24 protein-coding genes and 2 pseudogenes are annotated in these 19,905 nt (G+C 67.7%); 14 read left to right on the top strand and 12 right to left on the bottom strand.

Going from position 1 to position 19,905, the window contains the following annotated elements; translation table 11 throughout:
- Positions 1 to 8 precede the first annotated feature (8 nt).
- Genes ABZV58_RS30845 through ABZV58_RS30865 form a run of 5 tightly spaced genes read right to left on the bottom strand, consistent with a single transcriptional unit; the run spans position 9 to position 5,219 of the window.
- On the bottom strand, positions 9 to 935 hold the full coding sequence (locus ABZV58_RS30845; RefSeq protein ID WP_355003696.1) for an STM4011 family radical SAM protein: 927 nt from the start codon (positions 933 to 935) through the stop codon (positions 9 to 11).
- A complete protein-coding gene (locus tag ABZV58_RS30850; protein WP_355003697.1) occupies positions 932 to 2,272 on the bottom strand; it encodes an STM4012 family radical SAM protein in 1,341 nt (446 codons plus the stop codon). Before ABZV58_RS30850 ends, ABZV58_RS30845 begins: the two co-directional genes overlap by 4 nt.
- Positions 2,269 to 3,105, bottom strand: a complete 837-nt coding sequence (locus ABZV58_RS30855) for an STM4013/SEN3800 family hydrolase (protein WP_355003698.1) — start codon at positions 3,103 to 3,105, stop codon at positions 2,269 to 2,271. Before ABZV58_RS30855 ends, ABZV58_RS30850 begins: the two co-directional genes overlap by 4 nt.
- A complete protein-coding gene (locus ABZV58_RS30860) occupies positions 3,102 to 4,235 on the bottom strand; it encodes an STM4014 family protein (RefSeq protein WP_355003699.1) in 1,134 nt (377 codons plus the stop codon). Before ABZV58_RS30860 ends, ABZV58_RS30855 begins: the two co-directional genes overlap by 4 nt.
- Before the next feature lie 3 nt (positions 4,236 to 4,238).
- Complete coding sequence (locus tag ABZV58_RS30865; RefSeq protein ID WP_355003700.1) at positions 4,239 to 5,219, bottom strand: STM4015 family protein; 981 nt, start codon at positions 5,217 to 5,219, stop codon at positions 4,239 to 4,241.
- Between the two features lie 155 nt (positions 5,220 to 5,374).
- Between ABZV58_RS30865 and ABZV58_RS30870 the strand changes: the two genes are divergently transcribed.
- From ABZV58_RS30870 to ABZV58_RS30885, 4 genes and pseudogenes are all read left to right on the top strand, one after another.
- Positions 5,375 to 5,701, top strand: a complete 327-nt coding sequence (locus ABZV58_RS30870; protein ID WP_355003701.1) for a hypothetical protein — start codon at positions 5,375 to 5,377, stop codon at positions 5,699 to 5,701.
- Positions 5,702 to 5,725: 24 nt separating this feature from the next.
- Entirely contained in the window at positions 5,726 to 6,754 is a 1,029-nt protein-coding gene (locus ABZV58_RS30875; RefSeq protein ID WP_355003702.1) for a DUF6745 domain-containing protein, read from the top strand.
- A gap of 7 nt (positions 6,755 to 6,761) precedes the next feature.
- A pseudogene (locus tag ABZV58_RS30880) lies at positions 6,762 to 6,857 on the top strand (YciI family protein); the annotation flags it as partial.
- 152 nt (positions 6,858 to 7,009) lie between these two features.
- Positions 7,010 to 7,419, top strand: a pseudogene (locus tag ABZV58_RS30885) (hypothetical protein); the annotation flags it as partial.
- A 14-nt stretch (positions 7,420 to 7,433) separates the two neighbouring features.
- Here the strand turns inward: ABZV58_RS30885 and ABZV58_RS30890 are convergent.
- Positions 7,434 to 8,351, bottom strand: coding sequence for an AMP-binding protein (locus tag ABZV58_RS30890; RefSeq protein ID WP_355003703.1), 918 nt, complete (start codon positions 8,349 to 8,351; stop codon positions 7,434 to 7,436).
- Positions 8,352 to 8,562: 211 nt separating this feature from the next.
- Between ABZV58_RS30890 and ABZV58_RS30895 the strand changes: the two genes are divergently transcribed.
- Positions 8,563 to 9,849 (top strand): helix-turn-helix domain-containing protein, encoded by a 1,287-nt coding sequence (locus tag ABZV58_RS30895; RefSeq protein WP_355003704.1) that lies wholly within the window; start codon positions 8,563 to 8,565, stop codon positions 9,847 to 9,849.
- A 33-nt stretch (positions 9,850 to 9,882) separates the two neighbouring features.
- On the opposite strand, the gene ABZV58_RS30900 is transcribed toward ABZV58_RS30895, so the two are convergent.
- Positions 9,883 to 10,035, bottom strand: a complete 153-nt coding sequence (locus tag ABZV58_RS30900; protein WP_355003705.1) for a hypothetical protein — start codon at positions 10,033 to 10,035, stop codon at positions 9,883 to 9,885.
- A 78-nt stretch (positions 10,036 to 10,113) separates the two neighbouring features.
- Between ABZV58_RS30900 and ABZV58_RS30905 the strand changes: the two genes are divergently transcribed.
- Positions 10,114 to 10,533, top strand: a complete 420-nt coding sequence (locus tag ABZV58_RS30905) for a hypothetical protein (protein WP_355003706.1) — start codon at positions 10,114 to 10,116, stop codon at positions 10,531 to 10,533.
- Between the two features lie 63 nt (positions 10,534 to 10,596).
- Here the strand turns inward: ABZV58_RS30905 and ABZV58_RS30910 are convergent, their stop codons facing one another.
- The 3 genes from ABZV58_RS30910 to ABZV58_RS30920 form a co-directional block, all read right to left on the bottom strand.
- The gene (locus ABZV58_RS30910; protein ID WP_355003707.1) at positions 10,597 to 11,208 is read right to left on the bottom strand and encodes a vitamin K epoxide reductase family protein; all 612 of its coding nucleotides are present in this window, start codon (positions 11,206 to 11,208) and stop codon (positions 10,597 to 10,599) included.
- Positions 11,195 to 12,154: an acyl-ACP desaturase gene (locus tag ABZV58_RS30915; RefSeq protein WP_355003708.1), complete on the bottom strand. Its 960-nt coding sequence runs from the start codon at positions 12,152 to 12,154 to the stop codon at positions 11,195 to 11,197. The genes ABZV58_RS30910 and ABZV58_RS30915 overlap by 14 nt, the downstream gene beginning before the upstream one ends.
- Before the next feature lie 155 nt (positions 12,155 to 12,309).
- Positions 12,310 to 12,495, bottom strand: coding sequence for a hypothetical protein (locus ABZV58_RS30920; protein WP_355003709.1), 186 nt, complete (start codon positions 12,493 to 12,495; stop codon positions 12,310 to 12,312).
- Positions 12,496 to 12,618: 123 nt separating this feature from the next.
- On the opposite strand from ABZV58_RS30920, the gene ABZV58_RS30925 reads away from it, so the two are divergent.
- The 3 genes from ABZV58_RS30925 (at position 12,619) to ABZV58_RS30935 (ending at position 15,074) form a co-directional block, all read left to right on the top strand.
- Positions 12,619 to 13,146, top strand: coding sequence for a flavodoxin domain-containing protein (locus ABZV58_RS30925; protein WP_355003710.1), 528 nt, complete (start codon positions 12,619 to 12,621; stop codon positions 13,144 to 13,146).
- Positions 13,147 to 13,168: 22 nt separating this feature from the next.
- The gene (locus ABZV58_RS30930; RefSeq protein ID WP_355003711.1) at positions 13,169 to 14,047 is read left to right on the top strand and encodes a GyrI-like domain-containing protein; all 879 of its coding nucleotides are present in this window, start codon (positions 13,169 to 13,171) and stop codon (positions 14,045 to 14,047) included.
- Positions 14,048 to 14,252: 205 nt separating this feature from the next.
- Positions 14,253 to 15,074 (top strand): NAD(P)H nitroreductase, encoded by an 822-nt coding sequence (locus ABZV58_RS30935; protein ID WP_355003712.1) that lies wholly within the window; start codon positions 14,253 to 14,255, stop codon positions 15,072 to 15,074.
- Here ABZV58_RS30935 and ABZV58_RS30940 read toward each other — a convergent pair.
- Positions 15,018 to 15,521 carry a hypothetical protein gene (locus tag ABZV58_RS30940; RefSeq protein WP_355003713.1) on the bottom strand — a complete coding sequence of 168 codons (504 nt, stop codon included), beginning with the start codon at positions 15,519 to 15,521 and terminating at the stop codon, positions 15,018 to 15,020. The genes ABZV58_RS30935 and ABZV58_RS30940 overlap by 57 nt on opposite strands.
- Before the next feature lie 132 nt (positions 15,522 to 15,653).
- Between ABZV58_RS30940 and ABZV58_RS30945 the strand changes: the two genes are divergently transcribed.
- The 4 genes from ABZV58_RS30945 to ABZV58_RS30960 all read left to right on the top strand — a co-directional run bounded on the left by ABZV58_RS30945 (position 15,654) and on the right by ABZV58_RS30960 (position 18,448).
- Complete coding sequence (locus ABZV58_RS30945) at positions 15,654 to 15,947, top strand: hypothetical protein (protein WP_355003714.1); 294 nt, start codon at positions 15,654 to 15,656, stop codon at positions 15,945 to 15,947.
- A 65-nt stretch (positions 15,948 to 16,012) separates the two neighbouring features.
- Positions 16,013 to 16,708, top strand: a complete 696-nt coding sequence (locus ABZV58_RS30950) for a hypothetical protein (protein ID WP_355003715.1) — start codon at positions 16,013 to 16,015, stop codon at positions 16,706 to 16,708.
- Positions 16,709 to 16,772: 64 nt separating this feature from the next.
- Complete coding sequence (locus ABZV58_RS30955; protein ID WP_355003716.1) at positions 16,773 to 17,126, top strand: sigma 54 modulation/S30EA ribosomal C-terminal domain-containing protein; 354 nt, start codon at positions 16,773 to 16,775, stop codon at positions 17,124 to 17,126.
- 200 nt (positions 17,127 to 17,326) lie between these two features.
- Positions 17,327 to 18,448 (top strand): nitroreductase/quinone reductase family protein, encoded by a 1,122-nt coding sequence (locus ABZV58_RS30960; RefSeq protein WP_355003717.1) that lies wholly within the window; start codon positions 17,327 to 17,329, stop codon positions 18,446 to 18,448.
- Between the two features lie 14 nt (positions 18,449 to 18,462).
- On the opposite strand, the gene ABZV58_RS30965 is transcribed toward ABZV58_RS30960, so the two are convergent.
- Entirely contained in the window at positions 18,463 to 19,359 is an 897-nt protein-coding gene (locus tag ABZV58_RS30965; RefSeq protein WP_355003718.1) for a universal stress protein, read from the bottom strand.
- Positions 19,360 to 19,729: 370 nt separating this feature from the next.
- Here ABZV58_RS30965 and ABZV58_RS30970 point away from each other — a divergent pair.
- On the top strand, positions 19,730 to 19,905 hold a 176-nt coding region (locus ABZV58_RS30970; RefSeq protein WP_355003737.1), incomplete at its 3' end, for a pyridoxamine 5'-phosphate oxidase family protein.

A 19,905-nucleotide genomic window follows, 5' to 3' on the forward strand; every position in this document is an offset into this window, starting at 1 on the left:
CGACGCTGTCAGGTGGGCGTTGCCGTCGCGGTTCGCGCCGGGATCGCAGGAAGTCCCAGCACGGTTTCGGCCAGTACACGGGTAGGCCGACCGGGAATTCGTTCCAGCACTCCGCCCGCGAACACGTCGTAGAGCGGCAGGGTTTCCAGGTGCACGTAGCCGATGTGGCAGTCGCATTCGGTGCGGGGACAGGCTCGCGGGGCGAGGGCGGCTCGGTAGGAGCCGTCGTAGAGGTTGCCCAGTGCGGCCGGAACGAAATGGCAGCGGCGGACGTCGCCGTCGCCGTTCACCGAGATGACCGAGGATCCGGTGCGGCACGGGAGACCGGCCGAGGGATGGGGATGGCGGCTGAACGGGAAGAGCGGGTCGAGAGCGGTCCAGTCGGCCGCCGCGGCGTCGGTGTAGGTGTGCCCTTCGGCGGCGTTGACCCAGAGATAGATGTGTTCGGGTAGGTCCGCGCGCAGACGGCGGGCATGCTCGAGATGTTCTGGGAGCCCGACGATTCCGACACTGAAACGGACACCGGCGCTGGCTGCTCGAGCGGTCTTGTCGAGAAAGCGGTCGTACGGCGTCTGGCCGGGGTGGTAGGTGCACCAGAGGGCGACGGTCTCGAGGTCGGCGTCGGCGAGCCATTCGGTCCGGCAGCTCAGGTTGGTCTGGATGGCGACGCGGTCGATGTGCCGCTGGTGCGACAGTTCGATCATGGCGCGGCGGTACCAGGACCGCACGAGTCCTTCGCCCCACGGGGTGAAAAGGATCGAGAGACGATCACCCGTCTGCGCGCACGCCCACCGGGTGAATCGTTCGAGGGCGGCGCGGTCGGCGCGGAGCTGGGCGGTCGTGTCGCGGCGTTTGGCGAAGGGGCAGTACGGGCAGTCGTAGTCGCAGGAAGCCAGCGGTCCGCGGTAGAGAATGGTGAGATCCACCGCGGTCACCGGTGTTCGTAGGCGGCCATGGCGGCACGTACCGCCGGGGAGAAGAATTCGGGGCCGATGGCGTCGGAGTAGGCCAAACCCTCGGCGGTCAGCCGTAAATGGCCCGATCGCGGGTCGGCCAGCCACCCCCGCTCCGCGAGGGTGTCCAGTTCGGCGGCGAAGCGGTCGTGCGGTTCGTGGCCGAAACGCAGCCGGTAGTCGGCCACCGCGAAACCCTCGGCCTGGAGCAGCGATTGCAGCAGGTAGCGACGCTCGGGCTCGTCGCCGTCGATCACTCGTCCATAGGCGGCGCGGCTGAAATCCGTTGTGGCCGCGTAGGTGTCGATGATCGCGCGCACCTCGCGCGGAGCGACGGCGTAATCGAAGGAGTAGTGCGTTCCCGAGGTGTAGGAGCGCGCTCCGCAGCCGAGGCCGATCATGCCGTCGGTCTGACAGGCGTAATCGTCCGGCCCCTGGGGCGGCGCGTCGCGGCGGCGGAACATGCGCATGGAGACCTGCTCGTAGCCCGCCGCCAGGAGGTGGTCACGCCCCTCGACGTACCGTCGCAGCCGCTGTTCGTCCCAATCACGTTCGGCGACAGCAGGATCGGCGTGCCGGCCGAGCCCGGTCAGCGGGCGGACGTAGAGCGGGTAGAGGTAGATCTCCTCGGGGCGCCACGCCAGTGCGGCGTCGAGCGACTCCAGCCAGGTCGCGGCGGTCTGACCGTCGATGCCGTAGATGAGGTCGATGTTCAGCACCGGGATGGCGGTGTCCCGGATTCGACCGAGCGCGGCCTCGACATCGGCGCGTCGTTGCGGCCGCACGGCGGCGCGTGCCTCCTCTTCGATGAAACTCTGCACACCGAGACTCAGCCGGGTCGTCCCGCGCTCGGCCAAGACCGCGAGGCGATCGGCGGTCGCCGTGCTCGGCGACGCCTCCACCGAGAGCGGGATCGCGCGCAGGTCGGCGCCCATGATGTCCTCGGCGATGTCGCACAGTCGGGTCAGCTCGTCCGCTTCGAGGAAGGTGGGTGTGCCGCCACCGATCGCGGCGGTGGCGAAACGCGGGGGCTCGGCGTCACCCAGTGCCGCACGAACAGCCTCGGATTGGCGGGTGAGCGCGTCGAGGTAGCGACCGACGAGACCGTCGGGCGCGCCGACGCGGGTGAACAGATTGCAGAAGCCGCAGCGCACCTCGCAGAACGGGATGTGCAGATACAGCGAAAGCGCCTGCCGCGATTGCCCGGCCCATAGATCGGTGAGCGCGGGCGGCGGAGCGAACGCGCGGTAGGCGGTCTTGTGCGGATAGGCGTAGACGTAGTTCTGATACGGCCGGGGCAGGATGATCGTGCGGGTCATGCGGGTGGCTCCAGGAAGAAATGACCGTAGGGGACGGTCCATACCGATTCGTGTCCGAGCCGGTGCCCGGTGAAGCCGTCGTCACCGTAGGCCGTGCCGTGATCGGAACACACGATGGCGAAACAGCGTCGCCGCGAACGCATCACGTCGAACAGCCGGCCTACGTGCCGGTCGATGTATTCCAGCGCTGCCGCGTGGGTGGCGCGGTTGTCGCCCGCTTCGCGGGTCGCGCCGGGCAGGTGGAACCAGTTGGGCTGATGCAGGGCGGAGGCGTTGACGAAGAGGAACAGTCGCCGCTCGGCGGGCAATGCCGCGACCACTCGCTCGGCGCAGGCCACCTGCGCCTCGAAGGAGGTAGGCGAGGCTACGGAAAACGCTGGTTTCCAATGACTCTCGGCGAACATCCCCGGCAGGACGCTGCCGAGCGCACCCTGCTTGTTGAAGAAGCCGACGCCGCCGATGCAGACCGTGTGATAACCGCGCGCGGCCAGCGCGGTGACCAGATCGGGCTCGTCGAAGACGAAGGTGCGCTCGGCGGTGGTCTCGCTGCCCGCGAACCGCGCGGCGAACAGCCGCGGGTGCGGGCCCGGCGTCGCCGGTGTCGGCAGGAAGCCTGCGAAGATGGCGTGATGGGCGGCGTAGGTGAAATTGCCTGGGGCGTGGCGTTTCTGCCAGCCGCCGCCGGGGAGGTACGCGCTCAGATTCGGTAACCGCCCCGCTGCCGCCAGTTCGGCCGCGACGTCGTAGCGCAGGGTGTCGAGGGTGAGCAACAGGAGATCGTCCCGGCCGATCACGGCGTTCATATCCGGCTCCGTGGCCTGCGAGATCGTCACAGCGATACTCCTTCGCGCGTCTCCCGCGAATCGGGTTGCCGGGCATGGTGATAGCGAGCCGTCGCGGCGACGACCTGAGCCGTGTAGGTGTCCAGCCCGGCGGCCGGACCCTCCGGCAGTCCGGAGAGCCGGGGCAACAGATCCCCGAAGGCGTTGACCTCGGCGACCATGAACCGCCGCCACCCGACGACGGGCAGTAGATCGACGCCGACACACAGGGTCGCCGGAAAACAGGCGGCCGCCTGTTCGCAGATCGACAGTGCCGTCGCCCAGTGCTCGCCCGCGGCAGCGCGGAAGTCCGCCAGATCGCCGCGCGCGCCGCCGAGGTGCAGGTTGGTCAGCGGCGTGCGGCTCGTCCTGACGACGGCGTGAGTCGCACGCCCGCCGATCACCACGACCCGCAGGTCGGCGGATCGGCCGCCTTGGGAGACCTTGGGAATCCAGCGTTCCATGTGCAGTCCGTCCGGTGCGAGCCGGTCGACGATGTGCGCGATCTCCCGTTCGGTGGTGTAGCGACGCACGCGCAGCGAATTGTGCAGGTGTCCCTCCGGTGTGATCTCCACCGAGGTGGTCGCGCGCAGCCGTCCGTCGCGGGCGGATTCGACGGCCAGCACGCCGGAAGCCGACGAACCGTGCGCGAGTTTGACGAACACGCGCGGCATCTGCGCCGCACGCATCAGACTCCGCACATCCGCCCAGCCGCGCACCGAGGCGCGTCCGCCGGAAGTGGGCGAGGACGGCACCGGCACCCCCGCTCGCGCCAGCCGCGCGTGGCACCGCCTTTTGTCGAACAGCACGGCCAGATCATCGGTGTCGTCGAGCCGGAAACCGCCGCGCAACGAGCCCGCCGCGTCGAGGAAGCGCGCGTACCAGCGCGCGGAACCCTCCACCCGCGTCGGCTCGGAACTCCCCCGCAACAGTCGATCGACTTCGAGATTCTCGCCGGGTGACTCGAGCCGCACGATCTCGTCGTCGCTGAAATCGGCGCCGCCCTCGCTCAGCACATCACACCATTCGACCACTCGGATGTCCGCCGACCACATGGCTCGGGCGGCGTCGGTGAACATGCCGACGCGCCGGTTCTCGCCGTTACCGACGATCACCCAGCGCGGCGGTGTCGAGACGGACACGACTCATTCACCGACGGAGACGAACCGCCAGACGGTTCCGTCTTCCTCGTCGCTGTCCTCTTCCGCGTCGTCGGCGTCGAGTTCCAGGCGGACCCCGGCGGGCTCCAGGGTCTCGCGCAGCCGGGTTCGCATCTCGTCGGACAGATAGTTGTAGTGCATGTCGAGCACGTTCAGATGGCTCAACGGCTGACCGGACAGCAGCGCCGCCACGCCGTCGTCGGTGAGGACGCCCATCGAGATGTCCAGGCTCTCCAGCCGGGCCACCACGGGCGCCGCGGCGAGAGCGGCGCACACGTCGTCCTGGGTCTCGCTGTTGCGCAGGGCGAGATGCTTCAGCGCGGGCAGCCGGTCCCCCGAGAGGATGGGCGCGAGGTCGGCCACCTCGCTGTCTCCGCCGTACTCCGAGGTGCCGAGCCACAGGTCCAGGTGCGCGAGTGCGGGCAGATCGCTGGCCCCGATGCCGCGCACGACGTCGGCGGGCAGGCCGCCGGTCTCCACGACCAGCGTGTGCAGGCGTTCGTGCCGCACGGCGGAGAACTCCAGGTTCTGACCGCCGCGAACGCCGAAAATCTCCAAGCCGGAGAAGGTTTCGAGTAGTGGGGTGACCAGGCCCTGATTGATCCAGGACATCTCGCACTCCTCCATGACGATGTCGCCGAGGAACAGGGCGCGCAGTGCGGGCAGCCGGTCCTTCGCCGCGCACAGCGCTTCGATCACCTCGTCGGGCCCGTTGCCGTACACGTCATCCCACGTACCGACGATCAACGTGGTGACCTTCGTCGTATCGACCGCGCCGAGGAAGCGGGCGAAGCACTCGACCCACGTCTCCTGCGCGTCATAGGTTTCCACGCTCAGACGCCACGCGACCGTGTCCGGCTCCGGCAACGCAACGCTTTTCCGCTTCTTCTTCGCGTCGGTCTCGGCATCGGGGAAGGTGTAGGCGGGCAGGCCGCCGAACTCCTGCAAATGGTCGCCGATGGTCATGTGGTGTGCCCGCCCCTTCTGGCAGTGCCGTGATCGTCACGAGGTTTCTACCAAGCCGCACCGACACCGCAGCGAGCCGGGCAGTTTGTCGGTGCCCGCCGCTACGGTCTGCGGGGTGAACGGCGCCGGACTCGCGCCGGGACGGGAGGAACTTCATGTATCGGCAAGGCGATGTCCTGATCGCACCCCTCGCGGAAACGGCTGTACCGCAGGAACTTCTGCACGCCCCTTCGGTGGCGCGTGACCCACGCGGGCGGTTGGTGCTCGCGCTGGGTGAGGTCACCGGGCACGCGCACGCCGTGCAGGGGCCGGGCAAGCTGATCCGCGAATCCGGTGCGACGGGGCCGATGCTGCTGCATCTACCCGAGGGCGGACGCGTCGTCCACGAGGAACATGCGGCGATCACCTTGCCGAAGGGGTGGTTCCGGGTGGTGCGCCAGCGAGAGTACGTGCCCGGCTCGGTCCGCATTGTCGCGGACTGACACGACGAAGGCGAAAGATATTCGATGACAACAGGATTCAGCGAATACACGGCAAAGCGCGACGAATGGCGTTCGGTGTCGGCGGCCACCGGGCCGGGGAACCGGACGGTGACCGAGGAGGCGGTGCGGGCGGCCTACCGGCAGGCCGGGCTCGATACGCCGGAAACCATCGTGTGGGCACGCTCTCCCCTGGAGGCGGTGCGAATTCTGCGGGCCGCGCGCGACATCGGCGCATCGGTGCGCGAGGCGCTGCGCAACGTCCCGCTGGCGGCCGAACGCGCACGCGTCGACGCCGAACTCGGCCCCACGGGTTTCAGTGCGCACTGGCGCGAGACCGGCGCGGATCTCTGGGAGCAGACCGCCACCGTGGTCGACCGAATCCGAGCCGGTGTCATCGAGGAGGTGGCCGGTAACCGCAAGGAGCAGACCGCGATTCGCCTGCTGCTGCTCGATGCCGTCCTCGGTCAGCACGACGCCGCGTGGCTGTCGGCGTATGGCACCGAGCCCGGTGAGCCGTTGGCAGCGGCGGCGAGCATCGCCCGCGAAGCCGGCTGGTGGTGGCCCTACGAGAAGATCGCGGTGATCAGCGAGCGGCCTACCGCACTGCACCGCGACGAAGCGGGACGGCTCGACAATGGTGACGGCCCAGCCCTCGCCTACGCCGACGGATTCGCCCTGTTCGCCTGGCGCGGCATGCCGATTCCCGCCGAATTCCTCGACGATCTGCGCGCACTGACGGCCGAGCGCATCCGCGACGAGGAGAACGCCGAACTGCGCCGGGTGATGCTCGAGTACTACGGCTACGACCGCTACCTCGACGAATCCGGTGCACGACCGATCCACCGTGACGAGACCGGCGTGCTCTGGCGGATCGAACTCGACGGCGACGAGGACGTGGTGATGGTGGAGGTGATCAACTCGACGCCAGAACCCGACGGCACCAGTCGCACCTACTGGCTGCGGGTGCCGCCGGATATCGAGACCGCGCGCGCCGGCGTCGCGTGGACCTTCGGACTCAGCGCCGAGGAGTACGAGCCCCTCCGGCAGACGTAGAACGCCACCACCGGTGACCGACGGCTCGTTCGCGGAGACCAAGGACCTGATCGCGGGCTGGATGATCATCGACGTCGACTCGTACGAGCGCGCCGTCGAACTGATTCCCACCGGCGACATCATCATCCCGCCCGCCTCGCAGCGCTTCATGGCGGGCCGCATCGGGGCGAACACCACCGAGATCGCCGCCTCACACACCGTGCTACCGATCGCAGCCGAGACGATCGCCTTACAACGCCGACCCAGCGGACCTGACTGCCGCCGGAGTTGCTCGAGTGGCCGCTGAACGTTGTCGTGGTGCGTAGCGGCGACGGACCGTGCTCATCGACGCTGGGCTAGGTGTACTGACCTGAGAGGTCAGGAACGCGGCTGGCGGGCGGTTGGCCGGGTGACTGGAGGCCGCCGGAATCGCCGCCGCATCCGTGACCGACGTAGTGCTCACCAGGAGGAGTACCGCCGTCGGCTGCGGCCGTTCGAGACCGAGCACGAGGTGGCGCCGGGGGTGGTCGCCTGTCGCACCTGCGGGCACACCCCCGGCCACAGCGTGGTCCGCCTGGCGGCCAGCCGCGAGGCGCTGGTGGCCACTCACCGCCGTCCCCTCCATCTGCCACGTGGCGACCGCCGACAACGCCTTCTGTTGCGTTCCAGCTGTCTGGGACATCTGACCCGACGGGTCGTATTATTTCGAAGGTGCTGTTGGGCAGATGGAGCGTGCTCGTGCAGGTACGTCGGTCAGTCCGTGGTCGTGGATGATCGGTATGCCGTAGCGGTGTTCGAACTTGGTCCGCAGTTCGGTGCCGGCTCGCGCGGCGCCGCATATGGCGAACCGCACGGACGAGGTGTTCGGCTGTATCTCGGCGGGCAGATCGGACAGCTGTGAGTACATGATCGGGTCGGCGGTGAAGTAGGTGGCCCGGCTGCATTCGATCCGTGCGAAGAACGTGGTGGGACTGAATGGGCCGGCGACGGTGGTGCGACCACCGGCGAGCAGTGGTGACACGGCGCCCACCGCGATGCCGTTGACATGGAACAGCGGCAGGATCGACAGGCTGTGGTCGGTGTCGGTGAGTGTGAAGATCTCGATCGCCAATCGGCACAGGGCGTTGAGGTTCAGGTGGTCGAGCGTCACGACATTCGGATCGCCGGCGGCGTTGTCGGTGTGGATGAGGAGTGCCGGTGCGTCGTCGCGGACCTCGGCGGGCTTGGCGGTGTCGGGCTGTGCTGTGGTGAGCCGGTCTGCGGGTATCACGGTTCGGACCGGAAAGGCGTAGGCAGGTTCGTGTACGGCGATGAGGGCCTTGGCGCTCGTGCAGGCCATTCGGCGGCTGGCGTCTTCGGCGGGCAACGCGGGGTCTATGGGTGTGGCAATGGCACCCAGGCGCCAGGTGGCGAACAGGGATACGACGAGGGCGGCTGTGTTGGGCAGCATGATCGCGACGACGTCGCCGGTCGAGACTCCCGCGGCGCGCAGGGATGTGGTGGCCCGCCGGACGGCGGTCAGGAATTCGGTGTTGTTCAGGTCGGCGTTGTCATCGGCGACGGCAGCGGCGTGTGGCGCGGTGGCGGCACGGCAATCCGGGAGGGTCGCGAGGTTCATGGTCGTTCCTCGGGATGGGGTGTCGGAATGGCGCCAACGGTAGGAGTACCCGGGGTCGCTCGACACCGTCGTGCGTGGATGAACTTCGCGGCATCTGTTGTCGCTCGAGGACAAGCCGACACCTTGATCTGCCCGGTGTCGATCGCGACGTAACGCCTCTTCATGGCGGCGCGGTGCCGATGTGGGGTGGGCGGAGATTAGGGTTGAGAGCGTGACCACCGCGCGTCACGACGATGTCGATACAGACCGCTTCATCGCGGCGATAGCCGCCCGGATGAACGACCGGGTGACCGATGTCAGCGCGGTCATCTGCGCCTACCTACAAGACGGCATCACCGAGCTTCGCGGCAATCCGCGCACCGCTGATCTGCTCGCCGCCAGCGTCGAATCCAACGTCGCCACCATTCTGCGCGCCTTGCGCTACGACCTTCCCTCCGCGGATGTCCGGGCTCCGCTTGCCGCCGTGGAGTTCGCCAGACGCCTGGCCCAGCACGGGGTACCGGTCAATGCCCTTATCCGCGCCTACCGGCTCGGGCAGCGGCGCATGACCGAGCTGATCTTCGCGGAACTGCAGATACTGGCCATTCCCCCGGCCGAGCGGATCCGCGTGATCGAACGCATCACCGTGACTCTGTTCGACTTCAGCGACCGCATCACCGAACAGGTCGTGGCGATCTACGGCGACGAGCGGGAGCGCTGGATGGAAAGCCAGAACAGCGTCCGAGCGGTGCGGGTTCGCGAGGTACTCGATGGCCGCAAGAACATCGATGTCGAAGCGGTGACCGAGGCGATCCGGTATCCGCTGCGCTGGCAACACCTGGCGCTCGTGCTGTGGTACCCCGAGGCTGAGACCGACAGCGATGCGATACCGCGCCTGCAGCGGTTCGTCCGCGAACTCGGGGACGCGGTTGCCGTCGCGTCCAGCCCGCTGGTCGTCGCCGCGGATCAGGTCAGCGTCTGGGCCTGGCTTCCGTACCGGACCGCGCCGGGACACCTGGTCGCCGATGTACGCACATTCGTGACCGCCCACCGCGACCACCCGAACGTTGCGATCGGCACCATAGCCGCGGGAATCGACGGCTTCCGCAACTCCCATCACGGCGCCCGGCGCGCGTGTTCCGTCGCCCTGGCACGCGAACAGTCCTCGTCCATCGTCGTCGCCGCCGACGACCCCGGTCTGATGACTGCCGCACTACTGGGCGGTGCCCTCGCCGAGACCCGCGACTGGGTGCGCGAGGTGCTCGGCAACCTAGCCGGTGACGACGAGCACGACGAACGCCTGCGTGACACCCTGCGGATATTCCTGGGTACCGGATCCAGCTACAAAGCCGCCGCTACCGAGCTGAATCTGCATGCCAACTCCGTCAAATACCGGATCGGACGCGCCGTCGCCCGACGCGGGCGACCGATCGGCGCCGACCGGCTCGACGTCGAACTCGCGCTGCTGGCGTGCCATTGGTACGGCCCGGCTGTTCTGTGGCCGGACCCGAACCAGTAGGGCGCCCATCGGCGAGCGGCCGTCCCCGCATAGTCAGGTCTTGTACATCACGACACCGAGCTCGGACTCCGCGGTCTCGACATAGAAAGCAGGGGTCGGCGAGAACGGAGCGCCTGGGTCATGCGGAATGGCGGAAGACGACGCCGCGAGCCCGACCACCCCGGCGGCGGTCACCACTGCGATCACACCGACACGGGCCGAAAAGGACCCGGCCGGGGCGGCGCGTACACCTACGATTGGATCGAGAACCTGCTCGGGTTGGACATGCACAGCGCCGACACGATCCTGCCGCAGTACCAGAACCTCAGCGTCGGAGAGAGCCTGCCGCTCAGCCCGCGTGGACCGCGGATGCGGGTCGCGGTCTGTGACCGGCCGCGCGCCCTGGTATTCGCTTCCGCGGACGGCAACTGGGTATGGGCCTTCGGCCTGTACCCCGATCCAGCAGGCATGCGGCTGGTCAGCCGCAACAGGATCACCATTGCGGCGCGCATCGCCCGAGAAGCGGTGCGTGTCGCTCACCAAGCCGGTCCTCGTCGGCGTCGACGGCAGCGAAAACAGCGTGCCCCCAGTGGAATCGCGTTCGAACAAGCCGCGCGCCGCAAAGTCGAGCTGGTGGCTTTGCATGCCTGGAGCGACCTGCTGCACGTGGTCGACTGCCCGATGGTCGTGGTGCGTCAGCGCTGAAGCTCGCGCACTCGGGAGTGGCAGAAGCCTGCGGGCTCTGCCACTCACCACCGGAATGAAGAACTAGATCAGCGACAACCAGTAGTCCTGGAATCGCAGGAACACCAGCAGCACCACCACCGCGTAGAACAGCGCCGCGACCGTCCACCGCCACTCCACGAGCACCCCGACAAGGCCGTGCGAGCGCCCCCGCAGCTGATCGGTGATCACCACGAGCAGCGGAGGCAGGGTCGCCCACACCACCATGCAATAGGGGCACAGCGCGCCGATCCGGTACAGCGTCTGGAAGATGAACCAGCAAACGAACCCGACACCTGTCGCGGCGCCCAGCCACAGCCCGATCCAGATCCAACGCGGCAACCGCACTCCGGCCACGGCGAGCACGCCGAGGGTGACCACCACCGAGAACCCCACCACCCCGGCGATCGGGTTGGGAAAGCCGAACACCGCAGCTTGCTGGGTCTGCATGACCGATCCGCAGGACAGGATCGGGTTGATGCTGCACGACGGGGTATAGCCCGGATCGGTGAACAGCCTGAACCGTTCGATGGTCAATGTCACCGACGCCAGCCAACCGATCAGCCCAGCGACCAACACAACCCAGGCGGTTCGGGGCGCGGTCACGCGGCTGTGCGCTACCGCCTGCTGCTCGACCGCTGGGTCAGACGCGAGCACGTTCACGGGCGAGCGCTCGATCTCGTTGTTCCTCGAATTTGGGGATCTGCACGCGCTCGACATTCTCGAGGAAGGCCGCGAGCCGTTCCCGGACCTTTTCCCCACGGGCGCTGAAATCGTTGCGACCGAAGATGTTCCACTGGCGCAGGACAGGATTCAGGACTTCCTCGAGATGCTGACGCAGGTCGTAGACTCCGTGCTTGGCCATGAGCACACCGTTGCGACGGAAGTTCGGCATCCCCGCACCGGGCATCCGGAAGTTCTCCACGACGTTGTCGATGGCTTCGATCGCCTGATCCGGAACCAGATCCAGCGCCGCGCCGCAGACGGTGCGGTAGAAGATCATGTGCAGGTTCTCGTCGGCGGCGATGCGCTGCAGTATCTTGTCCGCGATCGGGTCGTTGCACACCTTTCCGGTGTTGCGATGGGTGACCCTGGTGGCCAACTCCTGGAAACTGACGTAGGCGACCGAATGCAGAAACCCGGCGCCACTGTCGACGTCGACATCGGAGACGCCCGCGGAGAAACCGTTGGTCATGTGAATCATTCGCGTCTTCTCCAACGCGACCGGATCCACACCGCGGGTCACCACCAGGTAGTCGCGAATGACAACGCTGTGCCGCATTTCCTCCGCGGTCCAACGCCCCACCCAAGTGCCCCACGCGCCGTCCTGGGAGAAGTTCTCGGCGATCTCCCGGTGATAGGACGGCAGATTGTCCTCGGTCAACAAGTTCGTGATCATCGCGGCCTTCGCGACGTCGCTGAGCGCGGATTGTTCTGGGGACCAATCGATTCCGCCGAGCATGGCGAAGTTGCGGCCCTCTTCCCAGGGCACATAGTCGTGCGGCTGCCAGTCCTTGGCCCTGGCCAAGTGCTGGTTCACGCAGGCCTCGGCGACGGATTCGAGCTCGGTCAGAATCTCGCGTTGGGTCAGATCACGAAGCAATGTCGTTGTCTACCTTTCCTTCTCGATGCCGATTTCGCTCCCGGCGAACCCCAGCTATGGCACCACTGCCACGCGCAGGCCATAAGGGCCGAAAGCCTCATCACCGCAGGACCAATGGGCATTGATACGCACAAATCGGATTCGGCTGTCGGGGCTTACCGATCGCGGACGACGATCAAGGGGACGTCGACCGAGTGCAGCAGGGCGTTGCCGGTGGAGCCCAGCAGCCCTCCACCGACTCGCGGTCGGCGTACCCACCCGCCACCCGGTAGCGACAGGCTGCTGGTGTCGACGCAGGCGTGCAGGGCGATGAGCTCGACCTTGCGGCGAGGGCCTGACACGCACCCGGGTCGACGACGAAAGTCCCCTGCTTCGATGTCGGTTCGGCCCTGCCTCGCCGGGCACCGCGGGCCGTAGCGTCGATATCGACAGCCGCATGGCAAGGCGTCGTGAAGGAGATCGTGATGAGAGTTCGTGTTGTCTACGAGTCGATGTTCGGCAACACCGCTGCCATCGCCGAGGCGATCGCGCAGGGTCTGAGCGAGTGCGCCACGGTCGAGCTACTCGACGTCACCACCGCCGCACAGCTGCCCGAGCCGATGGTGGATTTGCTGGTGGTCGGCGGCCCGACCCACGTCTTCGGCCTCAGCCGGACCCGCACCCGCCGCGACGCCGCCACCCGCACCACCGCACCTGTCGCGGTGGAAACCGGGATCCGCGAATGGCTCGACAGCGCGCTGCCGGTTCCCGCGGGCGCCCGTGCGGCGGCGTTCGGCACCAAGGCCGCCCATCCGCGCTGGCTGACCGGCTCGGCGGCGCGCGGCATCGGACGGCGACTGCGCGGTCTGGGCTACCAACTCGTCGGTGAGCCCACCGACTTCTCGGTCGATGCGGTGACCGGACCGCTGACCGCGGGCGAACTGGCCCGGGCCCGCAAGTGGGCTCACGAACTCGCCCGCACCGAACTCGCCCGCATCGCCCACCAACGCTGAGCGAAAGGCATCCCCCAAGGCCATGTCCACCTCGTACCAGGTCTCGGTGGTCGAATCCGGTCCGCAGACGGTGCTGCAACTGCGCCGCACCATCCGCGCCGACCACGCCGGGGACGATATCGGCAGCGGGATGTCCGCGCTCTACGCTTTCGCCGCCGCGACCGGCCTGACGGCCTCGGGACCGCCGTCGACGACCTACCATGGCGACTTCCTCCCCGGAATCACCATCGAAGTCGATTTCGCGCTCCCGGTCGGCGCGAGCGACCTCTCGGGCACCGGCGAGGAACCAGCGATACGAGCCACCGAACCGGGCTGGTACGCGCGCACCGTCCACCGCGGCGGCTACCAGACGATCACCCACGCCTACCGCGCGCTCGAAGCCTGGCTCGGTGCGGCGAAGTACCGGCCGATCGGGCCGCCGACCGAGGTGTATCTGGTCGCGCCCGAGCAGGCGGTGACCGCCCACGATCTGGTCACCGAGATCCGAATCCCGGTCACTCCAACGGATTTGAGCGTGACTGTCGCGGCCTCGGTCGCCGACACCGTGCCCCTGGTCCGCGAGGCGCTCACCGAACACGGCTTCCGCGTGCTCAACGAACTCGACGTATGCGCCACCGCGGCCGTCCGAAACCGCTGGCAGATCGAGGACTACGTGATCCTCGGCGCGTGCGATCCGGAGCTGATCGCGGCAGCGCTGAGCATCGACCGCCGTATCGGGCTGATGATGGGCTGCACCCTCCTCGTGCGCGCCGAGGGCGACTACAGCGTCGTCGAAGCAGCCGAGCCATGCACCGCGGTCGAGCAATCACGGCGGGCCGCATGGGAGCCCATCGCACGCCAGATCCGTCGGAGTCTGGCCGCCGTGTTGGCGCGGGTGCACGCGTCCCTACCGACCGGGTAGCAGTGCCCCCGCCGGGATCACCCCGAGATCAGGTCCGTGCACGATGACCAGCAGGTGGGCGAACCGGGCGCGGCTGTGCACCGATGTCCCGGCTGTATCGACACCGGAAGTCCGTTGATCAAGGGTCCTCGTGCCCTGCCCGCCGATGCCGCGGTGCGGGGATCGTGGAGGAAAGGCAATTCGACCGCGAAGGGCAACGACACCGATGGACGACCGCACACGCCCAGACGACGACACCGTCGCCACCGCCCTGGCCTTGGCGTTGCGGGCCCCGTCGCGGTGCAATATGCAGCCGTGGCGCTGGCAGATCACCCCGGACAGCATGCACCTGTACCTGGACCGGACGCGATCGCTCACCGTCGCCGCGGGCGATCAGCGTGATGTGCTGCTCGGCTGCGGAGCGGCATTGCACCACCTTTCGGTGGCCTTCGCCGCGCTCGGCTGGGCGACGATCGTGCACCGGCTGCCGAACCCGGACAATCCCGACCATCTCGCCGGCATCGCGGCGATCGCACGGCGACCCACCACCCAAGACATCGCCATGAGCGCCGCGATCACCCGCCGTCGCAGCGACCGGAGACACTACAGCGATTGGACCGCTCCGCCCGGCTACCTCGGGCTGTTGACCGAGCGAGCCGCCGCCTTGGGCGCGCTGATTCGCCCGCTCCATGACCGCGACGGCGACCGGCTGACCTCCGGGACCCCAGCCGACGAGACCGCAGAGGCCGACCACGCCGACCTGCTGCTGGTGGCTACCCCCAACGATGACCGACTCGCCCACCTGCGTGCCGGCGAGGCGATGAGCGCGGTGCTGTTGACCGCGACCAACATCGGACTGGCCACCTGCCCGCTCTCGGCGCCACTCGACAGCGCCGACCAACGCCTTCGGCTGCGACGCGAGGTCCTCGACGACACCGCCCACCCCCAAGTCATCCTGCGAGTCGGTCGAGCTCCCGATACCCCAGACCTGTCACCGCGTTCCCCGCGCCGCGCACTTTCCGAAACACTCTCCCCTATCCATGCCTGACACCATTGCCGCGCGGCTCGCCTTCCACGAGCACGGGTCGCCGATCGGCCGGATCGGACCCGGCCTCGCAGAATACATTTCGAGTCGGTTCACGCTTTCGATCAGTCGCTTCAAATCGTCTGGAGTGCCACCCCGCTCGCGGACGTCGAGCTCCCCCTGCAGTCGCTGCGTTGCCTCGAAGTAGTCGATGATCGCGGACTTCAGCTCTTCTCGGTGGGCGAGGCGGCTTTCCGCCAGAAACTCGAGCTTCGCCTGGCGCGCCGAACTTCGTTGCACCAGTAGCGTCGTCGATGCGCCGAGACCCGCGCCGAGCAAGGGCATCAGACCCGTCACCAACATCGAAATCACACCTGATGACATCTGCATCCTCCTGATCGGCAGACCATGCGGATCGTCATTGCGAGCAACCTCAGCAGCAACCCTGACGAGATCGCTGCCGACCGACACAAAACGGACGTTGGTCGCGCCTAGCGGGGACCAAGGACCCTGCTGGGGATTTCGTCTCGGCGGGCATGGTGAATACGGGCCGCGGTACCTCCCCGGCCACGGCCCGCTTCAACCCCCACCGAAGGAAACATCGTGAGCGACAAGACATCCGGCCAGCCCTACCACGCCAAGCCGGGAGAAAGTCTCGCCGACATCTACAACATCCCCGGCATCGTGCTGTTCATCGCCGGAGTGGCGAGCCTGGCATCCACACTCACCGCGGCCGGATCCGGATCCACCGAATGGGTCGCCCTCGGCGCCACCGCCACCGCGCTGAGCTTCATCACCAGTGTCGCCGTGTTCTGGCTCGAACACGAACGCTTGCGCCGCCTCGCCCAAATCCCCCTCTCGGTTTCGACCGAATCACAACCACAGACTCCCGAGTGAAACCCGCTCGCCGGAGGATCGGACACCTGACGGGAGGCACGATCATGCGATGGACCATTCCGTTATTGGCGACGAGCGCAGCAGCTTTGGTGCTGCGGCATCGGATGCTGCGCTGGGGCGCCACGGCGGCGGAGGTGGCCGCGGAGTATCCCGGTGACACGCTGGTGCCTGAGCCCACGGATCGCTCCACCATGGCCACGACGTTCGAGGCACCGCCGGAGGCCGTGTGGCGCTGGCTGGTTCAGATGGGGCGCGACCGTGCCGGCTGGTACAGCTGGGATCGTCTCGACAACGGTGGCTGGCCGAGCGCGACGCGGATAGTGCCGCAGTGGCAGGAGCTTCGCGTGGGCGATCGGATCAACGCGACCGCCGATGGACGCACCTATTTCACGGTCGCGATCATCGATCGCCCGACGACGCTGGTGTTGCGCAGCGATCTCACATTGCCCGAAGGCCGCCCCTTCGACCCGCGCGGACCGCTCCCCCGGATGTTCGCCCAAGGCGTGTGGGGTTTCCACCTGACCGAACTACCCGGCGTACGCACTCGCTTGGTGGTGCGCACCGTCGGACGCGATGCGCCGCGTCCGTTGACGGTGGTCGCCGACTTCCTCTTCGGCCAGCCCGCTCACCTGATCATGCAAGCGCGGCAGTTCGCCAACCTGCGCCGCCGCATCGACGCCGCTGAGACCACGCAGAACCACAGCGGCGCCCTCTCCGATTTCGACCCAGCTCCGCTGGAGTCAGGTCGCTACGGAGGGTGACTGCCGGATAGACCTTGGTCCCGGCCTCGAAAGGAGTCCGGCCTCTATCCGGCAGCGACAGATCGTGCGGCGAAAGTCCTACGCGCTCATCGGTGAAATCTGCGACGAGGCCATCTTCGACATGGAGGTCATGGACTACCGCTTCCACCTGTTCACCGAATCCGGAACCGACGCCGACAGCGTGCTCTACCGCGTGGGCGACCACGGTTACCGGCTCGCGCAGCTGGATCGACATCCGGAGTCCGTGGCTTGCAACGCTGTGCCGTTCACCGTGAGCCCGATACCGGCACCGGCGCTGGAAGTCGAAGACGCTATCGCACGTCTCGAGCTGACCGGCCTGCCGTTCGTCTTCTTCCGCGACCGAGCATCGACCGGGGCAATGTGCTTTATCACCGCTACGACGGCGACTACGGACTGATCACACCGCCGACACAGCAGTAACGAGGCCCTCGAGGAAGCGTCGACGCGTGAACGGTGCACCAATCGCATGTGCTCAACGCGTTGGGCGAAGCAAGGTTACGACGGTGACGTCGTCATCGGTGCCGACCTGCAAACCATCACCATCCGCTAGCCGCGCACAACCGACGAGCGGTCCGAAAGTCCTGGCAGGTGATTGCTTTGGATTCTGTCGCACCCGGCTCGGCAGCGGAAGTATCGGTAGCCATGGTCCACGACACCGGTTATCGAACTCCCAGTTGGGGCGCCTCGGCGATGCTGACGGCGCTGCGTTCCCCGCTCGCGAGTCGGCTCACGCGCAACATGACCGAGCTGCGCTATCACGGGCGACGCTCGGGACGGCCGATCGCTCTGCCGGTGGCCTACGCCCGGCACGGCGATCGCGTGCTGGTGCGAGTAGGCCGGGCCTCCACCAAGACATGGTGGCGCAACTTCACCGATCCCACCCCGGTGTCGGTGTGGCTCGACCAACGCTGGCGGCCCGGCACCGGCCAGGTCCTCTCGTCCGATCACACCGACTACGCCGCGACGTGGAAGCTCTATCGCACCCAGTTCCCCAGAACCCCGACCGCAGGGACCGATCCGCTCGTCGTGATCAGCCTCGATGAAGCCCCCGATCCTCCACCGGCCGCTTCCGGGGCGGGTCGACGGCTGTGGTGGCGCTGGTTCACCCTGGTCACCGTCGGCGAACTACTGGGGTTCGCCGCGCCCGCTGTCGCCGGGGTCGCGGTCGCGCAAACCACCACACTGCTCACGGCTACTGCCCTACTCGTCGCGGGAGCGGCCGAAGGAGCAGTCCTGGGCTGGTTCCAGGGGCATGCGCTTGCCTCCGTCGTGCCGGGATCGGCGCGGCGGGACTGGATTCTGGCGACCATAGCGGGCGCGGTCCTGGCGTGGTCGCTGGGGATGGTGCCGATGCTCACCAACGGCCTGGCCGGGTGGCCGCCGCTGCTGGTCGTGCCCGCGATCGCGGCCGGAGCAGCAGTCATGGTGACAGCCATCGGCGCGGCCCAGTGGCTGGTGTTGCGCCGCCACCTCTCCGATGCCGGAGGCTGGATAGGAGCGACCGCAGTGGCCTGGCTCGCCGGACTGACGGTCCTGACCGCGGTGACCACACCGTTGTGGCACCCCGGCCAACATGCCGCCCTCACCATCGCCATCGGTGTGCTCGGCGGGCTGGCCATGGCTGCGACCATGGCGGCGGTCACCGGCACCTTTCTGGTGTGGTTGCTGCGCGCCCAACCACACCCGGCGTCGATCGAGGTGGGGTGCTCGGATGAGTGAGCTCGGTCCCGGCGCTATCCGAAGGCGGGAAGTGCTGTGGTCCGGTCACCGCGGAGGTGGCCATTGTCGGTAGCCGCTGGGCTGCCCTCGGGCAGCACCAGCACCGGGCACTGCGTGTGGTGCAAGGCCATATGCAGCATCGGGTTCAGGTGTGTCCGGAGTTTCCCATACCCACCGCGGGCGATCACCAGTAGCTGGGTGGTGGCGCTGAAGCGTTCGAGCGCGACGGCGCGATCACCGGCGACTGCCACACACTGCACCGTCACGATCGGGAATTGTCGCTGGTGGCGGGCGATCAGGTCGTCCAGGTCGCCGTCGGCCACGGCACGGCGGCGGAGGTCGGCCACCACCAGTGCGCTGTGGCGGGTCGCGGCGGCACGGAACGCCGCGGGCAGGGCTGGCGATCCGGCGTCCTCGACAGCGACGAGCACCGGACCGACCGCGGACGCGGCGCTGCGCAACGGCCTGATCAACGCGACCGGACACCGCCCCGCGCCCGCGAGCGTGGCCGCCACCGAGCCGCGCAACAGTCCGGCCAGCGGACCGGCCTGGTTGTCGCCTAGCACCAGCAGGGCCGCGCCCGCGGACAACTCGGTCAGCCGGGCAGCGGGGTCTCCGCCCAGGACCAGCGGCTCGATCGCTGGCGACGGACGCTCACAGGTGCGTGCCCACCTGTCGATCACGGCCTGACGAGCAGTCAGCACCGACTCCAGACCTTCCAAGCTGACCTCGTCGTGGGTGGCGATATGCACCAGCTGCAATGGCACGTGCCGCGCGTCGGCTTCGACGGCGGCCCAGTACGCCGCTCGCACCGCCAACTCTGATCCGTCGATGCCGACGATCACCGGCGCCTGCCCCTCTTGGTGGCCGACAACGCTTTTGGACGTTTCACCGCAAGTCTCAGATCCCATGGTCGAAGGATGAGCGAACCCACCCCGATGCCGACAGAGCCTCGATGCTCCAACCCGAAGGACTTTCGGCACACCGCGATTCCGGCTGCGACCGCAGCGCATTCGCCGCGACGGTGTTGTCGTCCAACGCGATCGCGTCACCGAGGCGACATCGGCAGCGTGGAGTACTTGGTCCTCTCCGATGGCGACCTTCGGCCCTGATCAAGGCTCGGCGAAGCTGGTGAAGTGGATCGATCAGCACCAAGGTGAGCACACGCACGAACGGATAGGGCCAGCACGTGGGACCTAGCGAACCGACCGCCACGGTGAGATCAGCCGAACGGCGTACACGCCCGACTCGGCACCGCGCCATCGGACAAGGCACGCGACAGTGAGCGACTCCCCCACCGTCGACCGAACCGACCACAACCTCATCGAATTGACGCGCGAGGAGGCACTGACCCTCCTCGCACAAGCACCGTTCGGACGCGTCGTCTACACCCACGACGCACTGCCCGCCATCCGCCCCGTCAACCACCTACTCGACAACAACCTGCTCATCGTGCG

It is taken from the genome of Nocardia sp. NPDC004654, assembly GCF_040609595.1.
GTDB lineage: Bacteria > Actinomycetota > Actinomycetes > Mycobacteriales > Mycobacteriaceae > Nocardia.

What these genes read in the sequence shown, in the direction of transcription:
- ABZV58_RS30850 (WP_355003697.1), bottom strand. Translation starts at nt 2,272, where the DNA reads ATGACCCGCACGATCATCCTGCCCCGGCCGTATCAGAACTACGTCTAC.
- ABZV58_RS30865 (WP_355003700.1), bottom strand. Translation starts at nt 5,219, where the DNA reads ATGACCATCGGCGACCATTTGCAGGAGTTCGGCGGCCTGCCCGCCTAC.
- ABZV58_RS30870 (WP_355003701.1), top strand. Translation starts at nt 5,375, where the DNA reads ATGTATCGGCAAGGCGATGTCCTGATCGCACCCCTCGCGGAAACGGCT.
- ABZV58_RS30875 (WP_355003702.1), top strand. Translation starts at nt 5,726, where the DNA reads ATGACAACAGGATTCAGCGAATACACGGCAAAGCGCGACGAATGGCGT.
- ABZV58_RS30890 (WP_355003703.1), bottom strand. Translation starts at nt 8,351, where the DNA reads ATGAACCTCGCGACCCTCCCGGATTGCCGTGCCGCCACCGCGCCACAC.
- ABZV58_RS30905 (WP_355003706.1), top strand. Translation starts at nt 10,114, where the DNA reads ATGCACAGCGCCGACACGATCCTGCCGCAGTACCAGAACCTCAGCGTC.
- ABZV58_RS30925 (WP_355003710.1), top strand. Translation starts at nt 12,619, where the DNA reads ATGAGAGTTCGTGTTGTCTACGAGTCGATGTTCGGCAACACCGCTGCC.
- ABZV58_RS30930 (WP_355003711.1), top strand. Translation starts at nt 13,169, where the DNA reads ATGTCCACCTCGTACCAGGTCTCGGTGGTCGAATCCGGTCCGCAGACG.
- ABZV58_RS30935 (WP_355003712.1), top strand. Translation starts at nt 14,253, where the DNA reads ATGGACGACCGCACACGCCCAGACGACGACACCGTCGCCACCGCCCTG.
- ABZV58_RS30965 (WP_355003718.1), bottom strand. Translation starts at nt 19,359, where the DNA reads ATGGGATCTGAGACTTGCGGTGAAACGTCCAAAAGCGTTGTCGGCCAC.